Origin of the sequence: Micromonospora sp. NBC_00860, from assembly GCF_045207375.1 — a bacterium.
In the GTDB taxonomy this organism is placed as follows: domain Bacteria; phylum Actinomycetota; class Actinomycetes; order Mycobacteriales; family Micromonosporaceae; genus Micromonospora; species Micromonospora vinacea.
On record NZ_CP108825.1, the window covers coordinates 4,386,895 to 4,405,168 of the forward strand.

The 18,274-nt window shown below is 71.7% G+C and carries 19 protein-coding genes; 8 read left to right on the top strand and 11 right to left on the bottom strand.

Going from position 1 to position 18,274, the window contains the following annotated elements; genetic code table 11:
- Window positions 1-63: 63 nt before the first annotated feature.
- Window positions 64-2,148, bottom strand: a complete 2,085-nt coding sequence (locus OH804_RS20075; protein WP_406058790.1) for an APC family permease — start codon at window positions 2,146-2,148, stop codon at window positions 64-66.
- Window positions 2,149-2,311: 163 nt separating this feature from the next.
- Here OH804_RS20075 and OH804_RS20080 point away from each other — a divergent pair, with 163 nt between their 5' ends.
- Entirely contained in the window at window positions 2,312-2,977 is a 666-nt protein-coding gene (locus OH804_RS20080) for a TrkA family potassium uptake protein (protein WP_196921701.1), read from the top strand.
- 3 nt (window positions 2,978-2,980) lie between these two features.
- The gene (locus OH804_RS20085) at window positions 2,981-3,670 is read left to right on the top strand and encodes a TrkA family potassium uptake protein (protein ID WP_196921700.1); all 690 of its coding nucleotides are present in this window, start codon (window positions 2,981-2,983) and stop codon (window positions 3,668-3,670) included.
- A 24-nt stretch (window positions 3,671-3,694) separates the two neighbouring features.
- Here OH804_RS20085 and OH804_RS20090 read toward each other — a convergent pair whose 3' ends face one another.
- The 4 genes from OH804_RS20090 to dut form a co-directional block, all read right to left on the bottom strand.
- Entirely contained in the window at window positions 3,695-4,378 is a 684-nt protein-coding gene (locus OH804_RS20090) for a DUF3159 domain-containing protein (RefSeq protein WP_196921699.1), read from the bottom strand.
- Between the two features lie 25 nt (window positions 4,379-4,403).
- Window positions 4,404-4,784 carry an OB-fold nucleic acid binding domain-containing protein gene (locus OH804_RS20095; RefSeq protein WP_030489360.1) on the bottom strand — a complete coding sequence of 127 codons (381 nt, stop codon included), beginning with the start codon at window positions 4,782-4,784 and terminating at the stop codon, window positions 4,404-4,406.
- Window positions 4,785-4,898: 114 nt separating this feature from the next.
- On the bottom strand, window positions 4,899-5,561 hold the full coding sequence (locus OH804_RS20100) for a DUF3710 domain-containing protein (protein WP_196921698.1): 663 nt from the start codon (window positions 5,559-5,561) through the stop codon (window positions 4,899-4,901).
- A 25-nt stretch (window positions 5,562-5,586) separates the two neighbouring features.
- Window positions 5,587-6,123, bottom strand: coding sequence for a dUTP diphosphatase (gene dut, locus OH804_RS20105; protein WP_406058794.1), 537 nt, complete (start codon window positions 6,121-6,123; stop codon window positions 5,587-5,589).
- A gap of 84 nt (window positions 6,124-6,207) precedes the next feature.
- Here dut and OH804_RS20110 point away from each other — a divergent pair, with 84 nt between their 5' ends.
- Window positions 6,208-6,741 carry a DUF3093 domain-containing protein gene (locus tag OH804_RS20110; RefSeq protein ID WP_406058796.1) on the top strand — a complete coding sequence of 178 codons (534 nt, stop codon included), beginning with the start codon at window positions 6,208-6,210 and terminating at the stop codon, window positions 6,739-6,741.
- A 127-nt stretch (window positions 6,742-6,868) separates the two neighbouring features.
- Here the strand turns inward: OH804_RS20110 and OH804_RS20115 are convergent, their stop codons facing one another.
- Both OH804_RS20115 and OH804_RS20120 read right to left on the bottom strand, forming a co-directional pair.
- Window positions 6,869-7,747: a hypothetical protein gene (locus tag OH804_RS20115; protein WP_406058798.1), complete on the bottom strand. Its 879-nt coding sequence runs from the start codon at window positions 7,745-7,747 to the stop codon at window positions 6,869-6,871.
- Between the two features lie 116 nt (window positions 7,748-7,863).
- Window positions 7,864-8,160 carry a DUF4193 domain-containing protein gene (locus tag OH804_RS20120; RefSeq protein WP_007075406.1) on the bottom strand — a complete coding sequence of 99 codons (297 nt, stop codon included), beginning with the start codon at window positions 8,158-8,160 and terminating at the stop codon, window positions 7,864-7,866.
- A gap of 433 nt (window positions 8,161-8,593) precedes the next feature.
- Here OH804_RS20120 and OH804_RS20125 point away from each other — a divergent pair, with 433 nt between their 5' ends.
- Window positions 8,594-9,106 carry a LytR C-terminal domain-containing protein gene (locus tag OH804_RS20125; RefSeq protein WP_196924823.1) on the top strand — a complete coding sequence of 171 codons (513 nt, stop codon included), beginning with the start codon at window positions 8,594-8,596 and terminating at the stop codon, window positions 9,104-9,106.
- A 143-nt stretch (window positions 9,107-9,249) separates the two neighbouring features.
- Here OH804_RS20125 and OH804_RS20130 read toward each other — a convergent pair whose 3' ends face one another.
- A complete protein-coding gene (locus OH804_RS20130) occupies window positions 9,250-10,068 on the bottom strand; it encodes an inositol monophosphatase family protein (protein WP_196921695.1) in 819 nt (272 codons plus the stop codon).
- 667 nt (window positions 10,069-10,735) lie between these two features.
- Between OH804_RS20130 and OH804_RS20135 the strand changes: the two genes are divergently transcribed.
- On the top strand, window positions 10,736-12,346 hold the full coding sequence (locus tag OH804_RS20135; RefSeq protein WP_406058801.1) for an RNA polymerase sigma factor: 1,611 nt from the start codon (window positions 10,736-10,738) through the stop codon (window positions 12,344-12,346).
- Between the two features lie 245 nt (window positions 12,347-12,591).
- Window positions 12,592-12,825, top strand: a complete 234-nt coding sequence (locus OH804_RS20140) for a hypothetical protein (protein WP_030337431.1) — start codon at window positions 12,592-12,594, stop codon at window positions 12,823-12,825.
- Between the two features lie 633 nt (window positions 12,826-13,458).
- Here OH804_RS20140 and OH804_RS20145 read toward each other — a convergent pair.
- From OH804_RS20145 to OH804_RS20155, 3 genes are all read right to left on the bottom strand, one after another.
- On the bottom strand, window positions 13,459-15,192 hold the full coding sequence (locus tag OH804_RS20145; protein ID WP_091400594.1) for a DEAD/DEAH box helicase: 1,734 nt from the start codon (window positions 15,190-15,192) through the stop codon (window positions 13,459-13,461).
- Window positions 15,193-15,382: 190 nt separating this feature from the next.
- Window positions 15,383-16,045, bottom strand: a complete 663-nt coding sequence (locus OH804_RS20150; RefSeq protein WP_196921692.1) for a trimeric intracellular cation channel family protein — start codon at window positions 16,043-16,045, stop codon at window positions 15,383-15,385.
- Window positions 16,046-16,085: 40 nt separating this feature from the next.
- Window positions 16,086-16,304: a DUF3039 domain-containing protein gene (locus OH804_RS20155; RefSeq protein ID WP_007456912.1), complete on the bottom strand. Its 219-nt coding sequence runs from the start codon at window positions 16,302-16,304 to the stop codon at window positions 16,086-16,088.
- Window positions 16,305-16,392: 88 nt separating this feature from the next.
- On the opposite strand from OH804_RS20155, the gene OH804_RS20160 reads away from it, so the two are divergent.
- Together OH804_RS20160 and OH804_RS20165 are read left to right on the top strand one after the other, a co-directional pair.
- On the top strand, window positions 16,393-17,328 hold the full coding sequence (locus tag OH804_RS20160) for a pseudouridine-5'-phosphate glycosidase (RefSeq protein ID WP_196921691.1): 936 nt from the start codon (window positions 16,393-16,395) through the stop codon (window positions 17,326-17,328).
- The gene (locus OH804_RS20165; protein ID WP_196921690.1) at window positions 17,325-18,224 is read left to right on the top strand and encodes a carbohydrate kinase family protein; all 900 of its coding nucleotides are present in this window, start codon (window positions 17,325-17,327) and stop codon (window positions 18,222-18,224) included. Before OH804_RS20160 ends, OH804_RS20165 begins: the two co-directional genes overlap by 4 nt.
- Window positions 18,225-18,274 lie beyond the last annotated feature (50 nt).

Genomic DNA, 18,274 nt, shown 5'->3' on the forward strand with positions numbered 1-18,274 from the left:
TCGAACGCCGACGGGGCCGACGCCGACGGCGTCCGGGGTGTCGCGGTCCGCTGACCGCCCGACTCAGTCACGGGTGTTCCCCATCGTTTCGTTGTTCTCGGGACCACCCTCGCCGGGCGGCGCGGAGGCCACCGGCGGGGCGGCGACCAGCGGCGGCACGACGCTGCGTGGCCCTCGCGCCGGGGTCCGGGACAGCGTGGCGTCCAGCCGGTCCAGGTTCTTGCTCGCCGTCGAGGCGAGCTGCCACGGCACGCTGACCACCATCACCCCCGGTTCGAAGAGCAGCCGGCCCTTGAGGCGCAGGGCGCTCTGGTTGTGCAGCAGGTTCTCCCACCAACGGCCGACCACGTACTCCGGGATGAACACGGTGACCACGTCCCGGGGCGACTTGCGGCGGGTGGAGGCGACGAAGTCCAGGATCGGGCGGGTGATCTCCCGGTACGGCGAGTCGATCACGGTGAGCGGGATGGCCATCTCCCGCCGCTCCCAGTCTGCCTGCAGGTCCCGGGTGTCCTTCTCGTCCACGTTCACGGTCACCGCGGTGAGCGTGTCCGGCCGGGTGGCGCGGGCGTAGGCGATGGCCCGCAGCGTCGGCTGGTGCAGCTTGCTGACCAGCACGATCGCGTGGTTGCGGGCCGGCAGCACGGCACGGCCCTCGTCCGGCGGGGTCAGCTCGACGGCGATCCGGTCGTAGTGCCGGCGGATGGCCAGCATCAGCACGTAGATCACCGCCATCGCGGCGATCGCGATCCAGGCGCCGAGCAGGAACTTGGTGATCAGGACGATCACCAGCACCGCGCCGGTCAGACCCGCGCCGAACGTGTTGATCGCCCGGGAGCGGTACATCCGGCGACGCGCCTCCGGGTCCCGCTCGGTGCGCAGGTGCCGGTTCCAGTGCCGGATCATGCCGACCTGGGAGACGGTGAACGAGACGAAGACCCCGACGATGTAGAGCTGGATCAGCTTCGTCACCTCGGCCTGGAAGCCGACGATCAGCACGATCGCGAAGAGGGCGAGGAAGGTGATGCCGTTGGAGAAGGCCAGCCGGTCGCCCCGGGTGTGGAACTGGCGGGGCAGGTAGCGGTCCTGGGCGAGGATCGAGCCGAGCACCGGGAAACCGTTGAACGCGGTGTTCGCGGCCAGGAAGAGGATCAGGGCGGTCACCCCGGCCAGCACGTAGAGCAGGACCGACCCGGAACCGAAGACCGTCTCCCCGAGCTGGGTGGTGACCGTCTTCTGCACGTACCCCTCGGGGCCGGAGACGATCTGCAGGCCCGGATCCTCGACGAACTGCAGGTGGGTCAGCCGGGCCAGCCAGATGATCCCGACCAGCATGCTCACCGAGATGGTGCCGAGCAGCAGCAGGGTGGTGGCGGCGTTGCGGCTCTTCGGCGCCTTGAACGCCGGCACCCCGTTGGAGATCGCCTCGACGCCGGTGAGCGCGGCGGCGCCCGAGCTGAACGTCCGCAGCAGCAGGAAGACGAGCGCGAAACCGGTCACGCTGTGCTCGGCCTGGATCACCAGGTCGGCGCTCGGCGCACGGAGTTCGTCACCCAGGACGAAGACCCGGAACAGCCCGGTCAGCAGCATCCCGAGCATCACGATCACGAAGCCGTAGGTGGGGATGGCGAACGCGGTGCCGGACTCGCGCAGGCCGCGCAGGTTGACAGCGGTCAGAAGGACCACCGCGAGCACCGCGATCAGGACCTTGTGGGTGGCCACGAACGGCACCACGGAGCCCAGGTTGGCCACTCCGGAGGAGACCGACACCGCCACCGTGAGCACGTAGTCGACCAGCAGGGCGCTGGCCACCCCGACGCCGAACTTCGGCCCCAGGTTGACAGTGGCCACCTCGTAGTCGCCGCCACCGGACGGGTAGGCGTGCACGTTCTGCCGGTAGCTCGCCACCACAGTGAGCATGACCACGACCACGGCCAGCGCGATCCACGGCGAGAAGAAGTACGCGGAGGCGCCGGCGATGGAGAGGGTCAGCAGGATCTCGTCAGGCGCGTACGCGACGCTGGACAGCGCGTCGGAAGCGAACACGGGCAGCGCGATGCGCTTCGGCAGGAGGGTGTGTTGGAGCCGGTCGGACCGGAACGGTCGACCGAGAAGAAGCCGCTTCAGCAGCGAGGTGGGACTGGCCACGAACGCCAAGAGTACGACCACCACAGCGGGAGCACGGGGGTGGGCGATCACCGCTGCTCGCGACGGCGGGGTACGGTCGGTCCCCGCTCGCGACCGGGACGTGGCAGGCTCGCACTCGAAGGCCACCGGCAGCGGGAGTGGTACGCACCTTGGGAGGGACAGCGTGCACGTCGTGATCATGGGATGTGGTCGGGTCGGGTCGACCCTCGCCCACAGCCTGGAGTCCCGAGGGCACTCGGTGGCGGTGATCGACCAGGACGCCGACGCGTTCCGCCGGCTCGGCCCCGACTTCGCCGGGATCACGGTGACCGGTGCCGGTTTCGACGGCGAGGTGCTCCGGCAGGCCGGCATCGAGCGCGCGGACGCCTTCGCGGCGGTGTCGAGCGGCGACAACTCCAACATCATCTCGGCCCGGCTGGCCCGCGAGACGTTCGGCGTGTCCCGGGTCGCGGCCCGCATCTACGACCAGCGCCGGGCGCAGGTCTACGAGCGGCTGGGCATCCCCACGGTGGCGACCGTGCGGTGGACCGCGGACCGGATGCTGCGACACCTGGTGCCGGAGGGCAACGTGGAGATCTTCCGCGACCCCACGAGCACTGTGTCGATCGTCGAGGTGCCCGTACACAAGGACTGGATCGGCCGACCGGTGCGGGCGCTGGAGGACACGACCGGCGCGCGGGTGGCCTACCTGATCCGCTTCGGCATCGGCACGCTGCCCACCGGCTCCACAGTCATGCAGGAGGGCGACCAGGTGTTCATGCTGGTCAGCGATGACATCGTGGCGACTGTCACGTCGGTGGCGGCGACGCCGCCGGAAGGAGGGCACTGAGCCATGCGGGTCGCCATCGCGGGCGCGGGCAACGTGGGCCGCTCGATCGCCCAGGAGTTGATCGACAACGGTCACCAGGTGATGCTGATCGAGCGCCAACCGAAGATGCTGCGCCCGGACCGGGTGCCGGCCGCCGAGTGGGTGCTGGCCGACGCGTGCGAGCTGAGCAGCCTGGAAGAGGCCGACGTCGCCGGATGCGACGTGGTGGTCGCGGCGACCGGCGACGACAAGACCAACCTGGTGCTGTCGCTGTTGGCCAAGACCGAGTTCGCGGTGCCCCGGGTGGTCGCCCGGGTCAACCGGGCCGAGAACGAGTGGTTGTTCACCGAGCAGTGGGGCGTGGACGTCGCGGTGAGCAAGCCGCGGGTGATGGCCGCGCTCGTCGAGGAGGCGGTCACCGTCGGCGACCTGGTCCGGCTGATGACCTTCCGACAGGGCGAGGCGAACCTCGTCGAGATCACCCTGCCGCCGACCGCGCCCTACGTCGGCCAGCCGATCCACGCCGTGCCGCTCCCCCGCGACTCCGCCCTGGTGGCGATCCTGCGCGGCAAGCGGGTCCTGGTGCCCAGCCCGGACGACCCGATCGAGGCCGGCGACGAGCTGATCTTCGTCTGCACCGCCGAGGTGGAGGACCAGGTCCGCGCCGTGATCCTCGGACCGGACAGCGTCGAACGGACCCGCGGCTCACGCTGAGCGGCCCGGGTGACCCGGCCTCGCTCAGGCGCTGGGCAGCGGGGCCGGCGGCGACTCCCGGGTGACCCGGCGCACCGTCCAGACCGTGATCAGCAACAGCAGCGCGTACGGCGGGTAACCCAGGGCCAGCCGGGCCACGCCCAGCGCGGTGTCCTGGTGGGCCAGGTAGAGCCCGGCCTGCACGCCCACCTTGGCCAGCCAGACCACACCCCAGAGCACTGTCAGCTGGGTGAAGGTACGCACCAGCTTCGGGTCGGCCCGCCACTCCGAGCGGCCCTTGGCCACCAACACCGACCAGATCCAGCCCACCAGCGGCTGCCGGATCGCGGCCGAGATCAGCAGGGCCACGCCGTACCCGATGCCGTAGAGGATGCCGGGGAGGTAGAAGTCACGCTCGTCGCCGGTACGCCAGGCGATGGCCGCGCCGACGCCGACGCCGAAGAGCCCGTTGACGGCGTGCCGGATCGGCCGACGCTGGGCCAGCCGCAGCCCGGCGATCAGCACGGCGACCGCGATCGACGCGATCACCGCCGGCCGCAGCTCGCCGATGATGTTGGCGACGACGAACACCACGACCGGGATGCTGGACTCGACCAGCCCGCGCCACCCGCCGAGCTGGTCGGCCATCTGCTCGGCGATCGTCGGCAGCGGCTCCTCGCCCTCGGGGTCAATCTCCGGCTGTGCCGCCCGGTCCTGTCCCGTCGTCATCGCCGGCCTTCCGTCCGCAGTGCCGTCACTTGGGCGAGTCCAGCTCGTAGTAGGGGTTGTAGATGACCTTGCGGTCGTCCCGCACGGCCACCCGACCACGGGCGGTCAGGTGCCGGCCCGGCTCGATCCCGGCGATGTGCCGCCGACCCAGCCAGACCAGGGTGACCACGTCACTGCCGTCGTACAGGTCGGCCTCGAGGGTGGGCAGGTTGGTGCGCGGCGTGTAGACCACAGTGCGCAGCCGCCCGGCGACCGAGACCAGCTGGCCCCGGGAGCACTGCTGGGCGGGGATCCCGCCGCACTCGGCGCTCTCCCGACGCAGCTCCTGCGCGTCGATCTCGGCCTCGCTGGCGGTGAACCTCTGCAGGATGCGCCGTAGCGACACCCGGCTCTCGTCGGTCGTCATGACCTCCGCGTCACCCTCTCCACGCTCGCCGTCCCCGGCCGGCCCCGGCGGCGCCGGAACCGTGCCGCCAGCGTACGCCGACGGGGCTGGTTCCGGCGGGCCGGTGCGCGCGGGTCAGACCTGACGCGGCGCGGCGGCGGCGTCGCCCGCCTCGGCCTCGGCCTGGTCGGCGACCTCCCGGGGCAGCCGCAGCGGCAGCGGCTCGCGGACCGGCTTCGCCTCCTGCCCACGGTCGACCACCAGGCCGTCCAGGCACTCGACGAGCGGCCCGGCCATGGCCGGGTCGGTGGCCACCGGGCCCTGGAACACGCCACGGACCATCCAGCGCGGCCCGTCGATCCCGACGAACCGCAGGTTCGTCACCCCGTCCGGGGTACGCACCTGGGCGTGCAGCTCCGGGCCGTACTCCCCGGCGACCTCCTGCGCGCTCGCGCCGTCACGGAGCAGCGACTGCCGGATCTCCTCACGCACCTCGTCCCAGATCCCCTCGGACCGGGGGGCGGCGAAGACGCCCAACTGGAGCGCGTTGTCGCCATGCACCAGCACCACCTGCTGGATCACACCCTGCGGGTCGGCCTGCACCCGCACCTCGACGTCGGCGATCGCCGGGATGTGCAGGCTGCCCAGGTCGAGTCGCTGCACGTCGTCGTAGCTCTCGGAGATGTCGTACGGGCCGCGCTCCAGCGTCGGCGCCGCATCGCCCTGGTCCGGGACCTGGGTGGCCCGCTCGTCACGGGTCTGCCGCTCGGCATCGGCCCGCTTTCGGGAGAAGATCACTGCGCCTGCCCTCCGCTGTTCACACTCACCCTGCCACCTCTTCCGCCTGCCCGCGGCCCAGCTCGCTCGGCCGCCGCTCGACCCGGTCCTGGCCCGTCGGCGACGGCACCAGCCCGGCGTGCCCACCGGTGGACCCGTGCCCACCGGTCCCGCGCCGGGACGCGGGCAGCTCGACCACCGGCTCGAACCGCGCCCGTGCGACCTGCTGGACCACGAGCTGCGCGATCCGGTCGCCGCGGGAGATCTTCGCCGGCACATCCCGATCATGATTGATCAGGTTGACCAGGATCTCACCCCGATAGCCGGCGTCGACCGTACCGGGCGCGTTGAGCACCGTCACGCCGAGCCTGGCCGCCAGACCGGACCGGGGATGGACCAGGCCCACGTACCCCTCCGGCAACGCGATGGCCACGCCGGTGGGCACCAGGGCACGACCGCCGGGCGGCAACTCCACGTCCGCGGCGGCCACCAGGTCGGCCCCGGCGTCGCCGGGATGGGCGTACGTGGGCAGCGGCAGCTCCGGGTCGAGCAGCTGCACGAGCACGGGTACGACGTCGGTCACGGGTCCCCTCTTCCGTCCGGTTCGCGGGGTGACCCTGCCATCCTGCCGGTTCGTCGAGCCGCCGTGCGCCGTACCCTCGCAGGAGTGAGCATGTCGCCCTCCCCGTCCACCGATCAGCCGCCGGTCGCCGCCCGCTCGGCGTACACCGAGCGGCTGGATCTGCCCTGGTGGCTGTGGCTGGCCGGGCTGGTCGCCGCCGCGTTGCTGGCCGTCGAGATCTGGATGGGCGCCTCCGGCGTCCGCACCTGGCTGCCGTTCGCCGTGCTGGTGCCGCTCACCGCGGCCGGGCTGTGGTGGCTGGGCCGGATCCGTATCGGGGTGGCCGACGCCGAACTGCGGGTGGACGACGCCCGCCTGCCGGTCCGTTTCGTGGCCGACGTGGTGCCGCTGGACGTGGCCGGCCGACGTGAGGTGCTCGGCGTCGGCGCGGACCCCCTCGCCTTCGTGGTGCAGCGACCGTGGATCGGCGGCGCCGTGCAGGTGATCCTCGACGACCCTGCTGATCCGACCCCGTTCTGGGTGGTGAGCACCCGCCACCCGGTCGAGCTGGCCGAGGCGGTGCTGACCGCACGGGACGCCCTGGCGACCTCCCAGGCGGCCGCGGGCGAGCCGGGCTGATCCGACGGCCCAGGCCGGCTCAGCCGACCGGGGTGCCGGCCTCAGGCCGGCCCAGCGGCGCAGGCCCGCTCAGGTGCCGGTCCGGGGCCGCAGGCGCTCAGGTGCCGGTCCGGCGGTGCACGCCCGCTCAGGTGCCGGTCGGTGGGCCCGGGAGGGCGTTCGGTGGCGCGGGCCGGGCGATGCCCCGCCGACGCAGGTCGACCTGGAGTTGGTCGGCCATCTGCTGGGTGGCCCGGCGGTTGAGGAAGCTGGCCACCGCCGCGCCGGTCAGGAACGGCCCGAGCGTGGTGAGGTTGCGACCGAAGCGCCGCAGCAGCATGTCCCGCAGTTCCTTGCGGGCGGCGGTGCCGAGCACCGCTCCCACTCCCACGCCGGGCACCATCGGGTTGACGCCGCGCTGAGTGGCCCAGGAGTGCACCAGTGCGACCGCCCGCTGGCTACCGGTGGCTGGTAGCGCCACTCCGTGGATCTCGTGCAGCTCGCCGACCAGCTTCAGCTCCACCGCCACCACGGCCACGGTCTCCGCGGCGAGCAGCACCGGCGCGGAGAGCAGGGTCGGGGCCACCGTCCACTCGACGGCGGCGACGCCTCCACCGGCCGCGCCGATCGCGGCGGTGGTCCTCGACGCGTTGCGGATGAGTCTGTCGGCCAGGGCGGCGTCGTCCAGACCGGGGAAGTGCCGGCGCAGCGTGTCCAGGTCCCGCACCGGCACGTGCGGGGCGATCTCGGTGACGGTGTCGACCATCCACCGTACGGCGGCGCGGGGCTTGAACAGGTCGGAGATGCCACGCGCACGGGCCTGCCCGACCATCCGGGTCAGCAGTTGGCGGCGCCGGGCCGGCTCGATGTCGTCCGCGGTCAACGCCGCGACGGTGGCACCGAGGTCATCGGTACGCGCTGTCGCACCAAGGTCATCCGTGCCACGGGCGGCATCAAGGTCGTCCGTGGCACGGGCTGCACCCAGGCCGTCCGTGCCGCCATCGGTGGTGCCGCCTCGATCGCTCATCGGACCTCCCGGTGCTGTGGCTACCCGCTACGAGTCAAGCAGGTACCCACCGCTGCCGCATGCCTACACCGGCAGCGGCGGCCCCGTTCAGGAGGCCGCCGCTGGTGTCATGGCTGTCAGACGCACTCGCGGCAGATCAGCTCGCCGTTACGCTCGACCGCCAGCTGGCTACGGTGGTGGACCAGGAAGCAGCGGGCGCACCGGAACTCGTCCTGCTGCATCGGAAGCACCTTGACCGTGAGCTCCTCGTCGGCCAGATCGGCACCGGGCAGCTCAAAGCTCTCGGCCACCTCGGCCTCGTCGACGTCCACCGCGCCTGACTGTGAGTCGACGCGCCGTGCCTTGAGCTCTTCCAGGCTGTCCTCGCCGAGGTCGACCTCGTCGCGACGCGGGGCGTCGTAGTCGGTGGCCATCGGTTTCACTCTCCCATATCGATGTTGTCGCTTCCGGTTGTAACGCCGGACGACGCTGTTTCGGTTCCGCTGGCCGGCCACCACTTGTGTCGGGCACCCGACCCGAGGACCGAACGGGTCGAGCTCGCCGGGGCGACTCCCCTGCGAGCGCGGAACCTTACCCCCCCTTGGGCGAGGCATGTATACCGCCCTTGCGGCTGAGATGTACGCCCCCGCACGCGAAGTTGTTCCCAATGTGATTCAGGCGACACGAAGATAGGGGTAGTAGTACCCGGTTCGCGGTCGCCGCGCCGGCATGTCGGGCTGTTTCCACGCGACGGCCGGACAACCGTTAACCTCAGCGGCGTATTCGACGGCCGGCGGCCTGAGCGATCGTTTCTGGCCGTCACCACCCACCTGAGGTCCGGGGAGTGCCCTGATGAGTTTTGCGCGCGTGCGAGCACTCGTCGTCGTCGGCCTGCTGGCGGTCATCGCCCTGGTCTTCGTCGTCGTGGCCGTGGTCCGCGACAGCCAGGGCAACGCGGGCACCGCGGCGGGTTGCCCCGAGGGCTGGCCGCTGGCGGATCTGACCCTGCGCGAGCGCAAGGACGTCAAGATCAACGTCTTCAACGCCACGGATCAGCCCGGCCTCGCCTCCACCGTCGCCGACGAGTTCAGCAATCGACAGTTCCAGGTCAAGAAGACCGGGAACGAGAAGAAGGTCAACAGCGTCGCGGTGCTGCGGTACGGCCCGAAGGGCGTCGGGTCCGCGCACCTGCTCCAGGCGTACTTCCTCAACAACGCCACCCCGGGCTACGACCCGAAGCGCACCGACGACACCGTGGACGTGGTGCTGGGCAACAACTTCCAGCAGCTCGCCACCACGACCGAGGTGAACCAGTCACTCGGCGACTCGGGCCCGCCGGAGGCGCCCAAGGGCTCCTGCCCGTCCCCACCCGCCAAGTGACGGCGTAACCGACCCACAGCGGCGCCGGGTCGGCGGCCAGGCCCGGCCAGGCACCGACCTGGTCCGCAGGATCACGGCCCGGCCGTTCACGACCCGCTGGTCAGGGCCCGGCCGGCCCCGAGCCGCTGGTCAGGGCCGGCCGCTCAGGGTCCGCCGGCGGCGTCCAGCGCGGCCAGCCGATCGTGCAACGGCGCGAAGAGAGCGGGCGGGGCCGCGACCACCAGGTCCGGCCCCGGCGGCCGACCGGCCAGGCCGGCGACCCGAACCCCCGCCTCGGCGGCCACCAGCCCGCCCGCCGCCAGGTCCCAGGCCGCAAGACCCTTCTCGAAGTACGCGTCGAGCCGCCCCTCGGCGACCAGGCAGAGGTCCAGCGCGGCGGCGCCGAGCCGGCGAATGTCGCGTACGTGTGCGATCAGCCCGGCCACCACCTGCGCCTGGTGTGACCGACGGGCGGCGTCGTAGCCGAAGCCGGTGCCGACCAGCGCCTGCCCGAGGTCGACCTCACCGGAGCACCGCAGCCGGTTGCCATCGCGCCAGGCCCCACCACCGGCCGTGGCGGTCCACTCCTCACCGGTGTTCACGTTGCGCACGACGCCGGCAACCACCGTCCCGTCCACCTCGGCGGCCAGCGAGACCGCGGAGTGCGGCAGCCCGTACAGGTAGTTCACTGTGCCGTCGATCGGGTCGACGATCCAGCGCACCCCGCTGCGTCCCGTGCCGGAGGTCTCCTCGCCGTACTCCTCACCGAGCACCGAGTCGTCCGGGCGCAGCGCGGCCAGCGCGTCGAGGATCTGCCGCTCGACCGCCCGGTCGGCGGCGGTGACCACGTCGGTGACGGTGCTCTTGGTGGCGGCGACAACGACCCCCTCGGCGCGCATCCGGTACGCGGTGTCCGCCGCGTCCCGGGCCACCTGCACCGCGATGCTCAGCAGCTCCGATGACGTCGTCGCCGAGTTGGTCATGATTCGCCTCTTTCCGCACTCCGGGTGCATGTGGATGTGTGGAACTACCGACCCGGCTTTCAAAGATCATCGTTCCGGACAGCGCGCGACGGCGCCAGACCAGGATCTCTGGTGCTCCACATCCCGCGGCCAGGGGTGTGCCGATACCGCCCGCGCGACTCAAGGGGCCAACCTCCGGCAATATGCCCCTTTAGGTCCGGTAATGTGGCTTAAGTGCTTACCACCCCGTCCACGCTCGGCCCGCAACCGTTGCCCAACCGCGACCTGGTGGGGACGCCACCGGCCGGACCACCAGCGACCTCGGTGATCCGCACGCGCTCCCTCGCAGCCGCCCCGCTGACCCGGTACTGGCTGCTCAGACGGCAGTTCGGACACGATCTGCGCACCCTCGGGCTCGACGACGGAAGCCCTTCGCCGGCCCGGCGGCTATCATTACCGCGAAGCCCATACCTCCGCCGCACCGACGGTCCCCACCGGCGGTACGCGGTGCGGAGCAGGATGATCGCCGCAGACGGCGTTACAATTCACCCCTGCCCACGCGGCACGGACCGCCGACCACCGGCCGGACCGTGACACGAGGGTCCCTCAACCACATCGCCCGGCACGGTAACCCTCGCTGCGCCGGACGAACCCGCCGTGCCCGCTCTTCGCCTCCGGAAGGTCATTCGTGACAGAACCCCGCCAGCCCGGCGCCGACGTTCGCTCGCTCACCGACACCCTGATCGCCCACGCGCAGAGCGCCGGTGGTCAGCTCACGTCGGCTCAGCTCGCGCGCACCGTCGAGTCCGCCGAGGTGACTCCGGCCCAGGCCAAGAAGATCCTGCGCGCGCTCTCCGAGGCGGGAGTGACCGTCGTGGTGGACGGCTCGGCGAGCACCCGTCGCCGCGTCGCCGCGGCCCGCTCGACCACGCCAGCGTCCCGGGCCACCACCGCCAAGACCACCAAGAAGGCCGCCGCGCCGGCCCCGAAGCAGGCGCCCTCCCTCGACGACGCCCCGGCGACGTCGGTCCCGCGCAAGGTGGCCGCCCGCAAGGCGACCGGCACCGGCGCTGAGGCTGCCGCCGCGACCCCGGCGAAGGCGACCCGGTCGACCCGCGCCACCAAGGCGACGGTGGCCGCAGCTGCCGGAGCCAAGCCGACCAAGGCTGCCGGCAAGGCCAAGGGCGAGGGCGCCGAGGGCGAGATCGACCCGGAGGAGCTTGCCGCCACGATCGAGGACGTGGTGGTCGAGGAGCCGGCCGAGCTGGCCCAGGCCGCCGAGACCGACGCCGCCGCCTCGGCGACCGACAACGACTTCGAGTGGGACGACGAGGAGTCCGAGGCCCTCAAGCAGGCGCGACGCGACGCCGAGCTGACCGCCTCCGCCGACTCCGTCCGCGCGTACCTGAAGCAGATCGGCAAGGTTCCGCTGCTCAACGCCGAGCAGGAGGTGGAGCTGGCCAAGCGGATCGAGGCCGGGCTCTACGCCGCCGAGCGGCTGCGGGCTGCCGACGAGGGCGAAGAGAAGCTCGTCCGGGACATGGTCCGTGACCTGGGCTGGATCTCCCGCGACGGCGAGCGGGCCAAGAATCACCTCCTGGAGGCGAACCTCCGACTGGTGGTGTCGCTGGCCAAGCGCTACACCGGCCGTGGCATGGCCTTCCTCGACCTGATCCAGGAAGGCAACCTCGGTCTGATCCGGGCCGTGGAGAAGTTCGACTACACCAAGGGCTACAAGTTCTCCACGTACGCCACCTGGTGGATCCGCCAGGCCATCACCCGCGCCATGGCCGACCAGGCCCGCACCATCCGCATCCCGGTGCACATGGTGGAGGTCATCAACAAGCTCGGCCGCATACAGCGTGAGCTGCTCCAGGATCTGGGCCGCGAGCCCACTCCGGAGGAGCTGGCCAAGGAGATGGACATCACACCCGAGAAGGTGCTGGAGATCCAGCAGTACGCTCGGGAGCCCATCTCACTGGACCAGACCATCGGCGACGAGGGCGACAGCCAGCTCGGCGACTTCATCGAAGACTCCGAGGCCGTGGTCGCGGTCGACGCGGTCTCGTTCTCGCTCCTGCAGGACCAGCTCCAGCAGGTGCTGCAGACGCTCTCCGAGCGTGAGGCGGGTGTGGTACGCCTGCGCTTCGGCCTGACCGACGGCCAACCTCGGACGCTCGACGAGATCGGCCAGGTCTACGGGGTGACCCGGGAGCGGATCCGGCAGATCGAGTCCAAGACGATGTCCAAGCTGCGCCACCCGTCCCGGTCGCAGGTCCTCCGGGATTACCTGGACTGAGCGGGTTTCGTCAACCGAACGTGTCGTTTTGACCACCTGGTGTGCAACACCAGATGGTGATCGTCCGGATGCACGAATGTGATCGTTGACGTGGCACCCTGGGTGCACGGCACACTGTCCCTTCCAGGTGTGACCTCGGTCCCCCGCGGGCACACAGGGAAGGCAGTGCCTAGTAAGGGTGTTGCACGATAGGTGAGCAACGACCGAAGAGATTGTTCATCGGTGACGACCAGAGGAGGAAGGCGATGACCCCGACCCTCACGCCGCCGCCCGAGACGGTGGCGCCCCCAGCCGCCGATGAACGGTGCGACCGCTGCAATGCTGCCGGGAAGCTCCGGATCACTCTGGCGGGTGGGAGCGAGCTGGTGTTCTGCGGGCACCACGCGAACAAGTACGCGGAGGATCTCGTGAAGATCACCGAGCGGTTCGCAACGGAGCCCGATTTCAGCTGGCGTGGCGCCGATCTGATGGCGAACTAAATCCGCAAACCGACATAGTCGGCCGGAGGCACCCCGAGGGTGCCTCCGGCCGACTTTTATCTGTCCGGGCCGCCCCGCGCCCCGCGCCCCGCGCCCCGCGCCCCGCGCCCCGCGCCCCGCGCCCCGCGCCCCGCGCCAAGATCTCCGCAACTTCCCCGAAGTTGCTGCCTCCGACACGCGGGAAGCACCAACATCCCCGAAATTGCGCGGACCTTGACGACGCATACCGCCCCGAGGGACCGGGAACAGGTTGCGAGCGCCCACGAACTCCACGGTCGTGCTCGAACCAGGATGTAGTGGTCTCACCGACGCACCGATGCCACTACATCCCGGATATTGCGCGATCTTGAAGTAGAGGCACCCCGCAGAGGCCCACCAGCGCGGGCGTTTTAGGAAGACAATCCTCGGCCCCACCCCGGACGAAAGCCGTGATCCACTCGGTTTCAAGGAAGTCGCGCCCTCCACGCCGCTCCAAGACCGCGTCTTCAAGGAAACCGAGTGGATCAAACCGCCAGCACGGCCACCGACCCCACCGCAGGCACGGGCGCAGTCAGTGCGTTCCAAGCGCGGGCGCATACAGGACCGCCGACCGGGCAGGACCGCCCACCGGGCAGGACCACCCACCGGGCAGGTCTAGAGGGTTTGCACGGTGGCGATGCGTTCCTCGAGCTGCTCGATCGTGGCCTGGGCGCTCGGCGGGCCGCCGCAGAGTCGGCGCAGTTCGGCATGGATCTTGCCGTGTGGCTGGCCGGTGCGGTGGTGTCGGGCGGCCACCAGAGCGTTCAGTTGGCGCCGGAGGGCCACGCGGCGCTGGGCGGCGCTCATGGGTGCGGGTGGCGCTGCTGTGGCCGCAGCGGCCGGCTGAGCGGCTCCGTCGGCCGTACGGCGGCGTTGGGCGGCGAGTTGTGCGGCCTGCCGCTTGGTCAGCAGGAGCGAAACCTGGTCGGCGGTGAGCAGGCCGGGCAGGCCGAGGTATTCCTCTTCCTCGGGGGTGCCGGCCTGGGCGGCGGTGCCGAACGAGGCGCCGTCGAAGATCACCTGGTCCAGTTCGGCGGTGGCCGAGAGCGCCGCGAACCGCTTCTCCAACTCCCCGCTGGCCTGGTCGTCGCGCTGCGCGCGTTCCAGCAGGTCGTCGTCGAAACCGTCGGCTTCCTTGGGTTTGCCGAGGACGTGGTCGCGCTCGGTCTCCATCTCGCTGGCCAAGCCGAGAAGGTGCGGCACGCTGGGGAGGAAGACCGACGCGGTCTCCCCGGGTCGGCGGGCCCGCACGAACCGGCCGATCGCCTGGGCGAAGTAGAGCGGGGTGCTGGCGCTGGTGGCGTAGACCCCGACCGCCAGTCGGGGGATGTCGACCCCCTCGGACACCATCCGCACCGCGACCAGCCACCGCTGGTCGGACGCCGCGAACGTCGCGATCCGGGCGGACGCGCCCTGGTCGTCGGAGAGCACCACGGCGGCCTTCTCGCCGGTCACCTGCTCGATCAGCTTGGCGTACGAGCGGGCGGTCTGCTGGTCGGTGGCGATGATCAGACCGCCGGCGTCGGCCATGCCCGCGTTGCGCAGCACTGTGAGTCGGGCGTCGGCGGCCCGCAGCACCTGTGGCATCCAGTCGCCGGCCGGGTCCAGGGCGGTACGCCACGCCTGCGCCACCAGGTCCTGGGTCATCGGCTCGCCCAGCCGGGCCGCCAGCTCCTCCCCCGCGTTGGTACGCCAGCGGGTCTCCCCGGAGTACGCCAGGAAGAGCACCGGCCGGACCACGCCGTCGCGCAGCGCGTCGGAGTAGCCGTACACCGAGTCGGCGCGGGAGCGCAGCAGCCCGTCTCCGCCCCGTTCGTAGCTGACGAACGGGATCGGGTTGTCGTCGGAGCGGAACGGCGTCCCGGTGAGCATCAGCCGGCGTACGGCGGGTTCGAAGGCGTTCTTCACCCCGTCGCCCCAGGACCGGGAGTCGCCGGCGTGGTGGATCTCGTCGAGGATGACCAGGGTGCGTCGGGTCATGGTGCGCCGCCGGTGCACCTGCGGGGCCATCCCCACCTGTGCGTAGGTGACCACCGCGCCGTGGAAGTCGGCCGCGGAGTGCAGGTCGGCGTTGCGGAACGCGGCGTCGAGTTGGATGCCCACCCGGGCCGCCGCGTCGGCCCACTGGTTCTTGAGGTGCTCGGTCGGCGCGACGACGGTGACCGCCTCCACGGTGCCGTCACCGAGCAGTTCGGCCGCGATCCGCAGGGCGAAGGTGGTCTTGCCGGCGCCGGGCGTGGCGACAGCGGTGAAGTCCTCGCTGCGGCGACGCAGGTATTCCACCAGCGCCTTGCGCTGCCAGGCGCGCAGCGCCGGGAACGTCTCGAGCACCGGCGTCCGGGCTGCCACGCGAAGCTCCTCTCCGACCGCACGATTGCGGACCCCGGGCGAGGGCCACGAGGATCCGCCGCCCATGAAAACGCCTCCGCGCAGAAGCTGCCGCGAAGGCCGACTCAGCATAACCAGGCCGGGCCGTCGGGCCCAGGCGACGCCACGCTGGTCACAATCCCGCACCCAGTTGAACAGCGGCCCGACCGTCTCACCACTCCCGGTCGGTGCGTGGATCCGCCCCGTCGGCGCGCGGTGGGCGCAGCGTGGCCACCGGCGCGGACCAGCGTCGACGCAGCGCGATCAGGCGCAGCCCGAAGACCAGGACGGCGGCGGCGGTGAGCGGTGCGGGCCCGGTCTGCCCGGTGACGTACAGCAGCACCACCAGGACCGCACCGGCCAGTGCGGCCAGCGCGTAGATCTCCCGGCGCAGCACGACAGGGATCTCGGCGGTGAGCAGGTCCCGGCCGAGCCCACCGCCGATCGCGGTGAGCATGCCGATCAGGCAGGCGCCGACCGCGGGCACCCGGGCGTCGAGCGCCTTGAGCGTGCCGGTGACGGTGAACAGCGCCAGGCCGGCCGCGTCGAGCACCAGCACTGTGGTGCGCAGTCGGGCCAGTTGCGGGTGCAGCCAGAAGACGGCGAGTGCGGTGATCGCGGCGGTGGCCACGTACCGCCAGTCGGCGAAGGCCAGCGGCGGCACCTCGTCGATGACCAGGTCCCGGAAGATCCCACCGCCGAGGGCTGCCACGAAGCCGACGAAAGCGACGCCGAACAGGTCCAGTCGCTTGGCCACCGCCGCCGAGGCACCGGACGCGGCGAACACCGCCACCCCGGTCAGGTCGGCGAGGAGCAGGGCGGTGGAGGTGGTCACCGCCGCAGGCTACGTCGCCGGCCGGAGCGCCGGCCGAGGTTCACTCACGGTAGGAGTCGTAGATCTCCTTGCACTTGGGGCAGACCGGCGAACCCGGCTTGGCCGCCTTGGTGACCGGGAAGGTCTCGCCGCAGAGAGCGACGACAAAAGTGCCCATGACGGCACTCTCGGCGATCTTCTCCTTGCGGACGTAGTGGAACATCTCGGGACCGGTGTCGGCGTCCTTCAGCTCCGGACGCTCGAGAACCTCTGTGCTCACGTCTGCACCTCCAACCGACAAGTTTGGCAGGTCATCACGGCCGGGTCCACTTGAGGCCGGCCGAGGCCCCACCCCGTACGGTGCCCGTGTGACTGACTTTCACATCAGCTACGGCACCGAGGTGGCCGAAGCCCTGCGCGACGGCCGGCCCGTCGTCGCCCTGGAGAGCACCATCGTCTCGCACGGCCTGCCGCGACCGGAGAACCTGCGCGTGGCCAGGGAGATCGAGCGGACGGTTCGGGACGCCGGGGCCGTTCCGGCGACGATCGGCATGATCGCCGGCGAGCTGGTGGTCGGCCTGGACGACGCGCAGCTGACCCGGCTGGCCACCGTCGACGGAGTGACCAAGCTCTCCGTCCGTGACCTCGCGGTGGCTGCCGCGACCGGCGCAGACGGCGCGACCACGGTGGCCGCGACCAGCGCGGTGGCCGCCGCCGCCGGTATCGGCGTGTTCGCCACCGGCGGGCTGGGCGGGGTGCACCGGGAGGCCGCGCACACCTTCGACGAGTCGGCGGACCTGGTCACCCTGGCCCAGACCCCGATCGCTGTGGTCTGCGCCGGGGTCAAGTCGATCCTCGACGTGGGCGCGACGCTGGAGCGCCTGGAGACCCTCGGCGTCGCGGTGGTCGGTTACCGCACCCGCCGGTTCCCCGGCTTCTACCTCACCGACGCCGGCTTCGACCTGGACTGGTCGGTGGACTCACCGGAGCAGGTCGCTGCCGTGCTCGCCGCCCGGGACGAGCACGCAGTGCACACCGGCGGGCTGCTCATCGCCAACCCGCTGCCGGTCGACGAGCAGCTCGACCCGGAGCTGCACGACCGGACCCTCACCGACGGCCTGGCCCTGCTGGAGCGGGACGGGATCACCGGCAAGGCCGTCACCCCGTACCTGCTCGCGCACTTCCACTCGGCCACCGAGGGCGCGAGCCTGGCGGTGAACGTGCGGATCATCCTCCGCAACGCCGACCTGGCCGCGCGGATCGCGGTCGCCTCGGCGGCCCGCGGCACCGCCGTCCCGGCATGACCCGACCGGCCCGGATGGTCGTCGTCGGGGACGTGATCACCGATGTGGTCGCCGTGCTGTCCGGGCCGCTCGCGGCCGGCTCGGACACCGGGGCCGAGATCAGTCTTGGTGGCGGCGGTCAGGCGGCCAACACCGCCGCGTGGGTCGCCGCGCAGCGGGTGGACGTCACGCTCGTCGGCGCGGTCGGCGACGACGACGCTGGGCGGGACCGGGTGGCCGAACTCGACCGGGCAGGCGTCGACTGCGCGATCGAGCGGGTCGAGGGCGCACCGACCGGCACTGTCATCGTGCTGGCCGCCGACGACGAACGCACCATGGTCAGCCAGCGGGGCGCGAACCTGCGGCTGAGCGCCGCGCACGTCGAGCAGGCCCTCGCGGCGGCGCCCGACGCTGGGCATCTGCACCTGTCCGCGTACACACTGCTGGACGCCGAGTCGCGCGGCGCGGGGCTGCGGGCGCTGGCTGCCGCCCGCGAGCGCGGGCTCACCATCAGCGTCGACGCGGCCTCCGCGGCGCCGCTGCGGCGAGTCGGCGCGGCGGCGTTCCTGAGTTGGGTACGCGACATCGACCTGCTCCTGGTCAACGCGGACGAGGCAACGGTGCTGGCCGGCGGGCTGGACCCGGCGGCGCAGGGGCGGGCGCTGTCGGCGACGGCTCGGCGGGTCGTGGTGAAGCGTGGCGCGGCCGGCGCGGTCTGGGTCGACCGCACCACGCCGGTCTGCGTGGCACCGGCCCGGCGGGTGGCAGTGGTGGACGTCACGGGCGCGGGCGACGCCTTCGCGGCCGGTCTGCTCACCGCGTGGCTCGGCGGTGCCACCCCGACCGCGGCGTTGAGCCGGGCCACCGACCTGGGCGCGCTGGCCGTCTCCACGGCCGGCGCCCGGCCACAGCCGTAACGGCCCGCGCCGGGCCTGGCGCGGTGGGGACGGATGGAACCCTGGCCCGT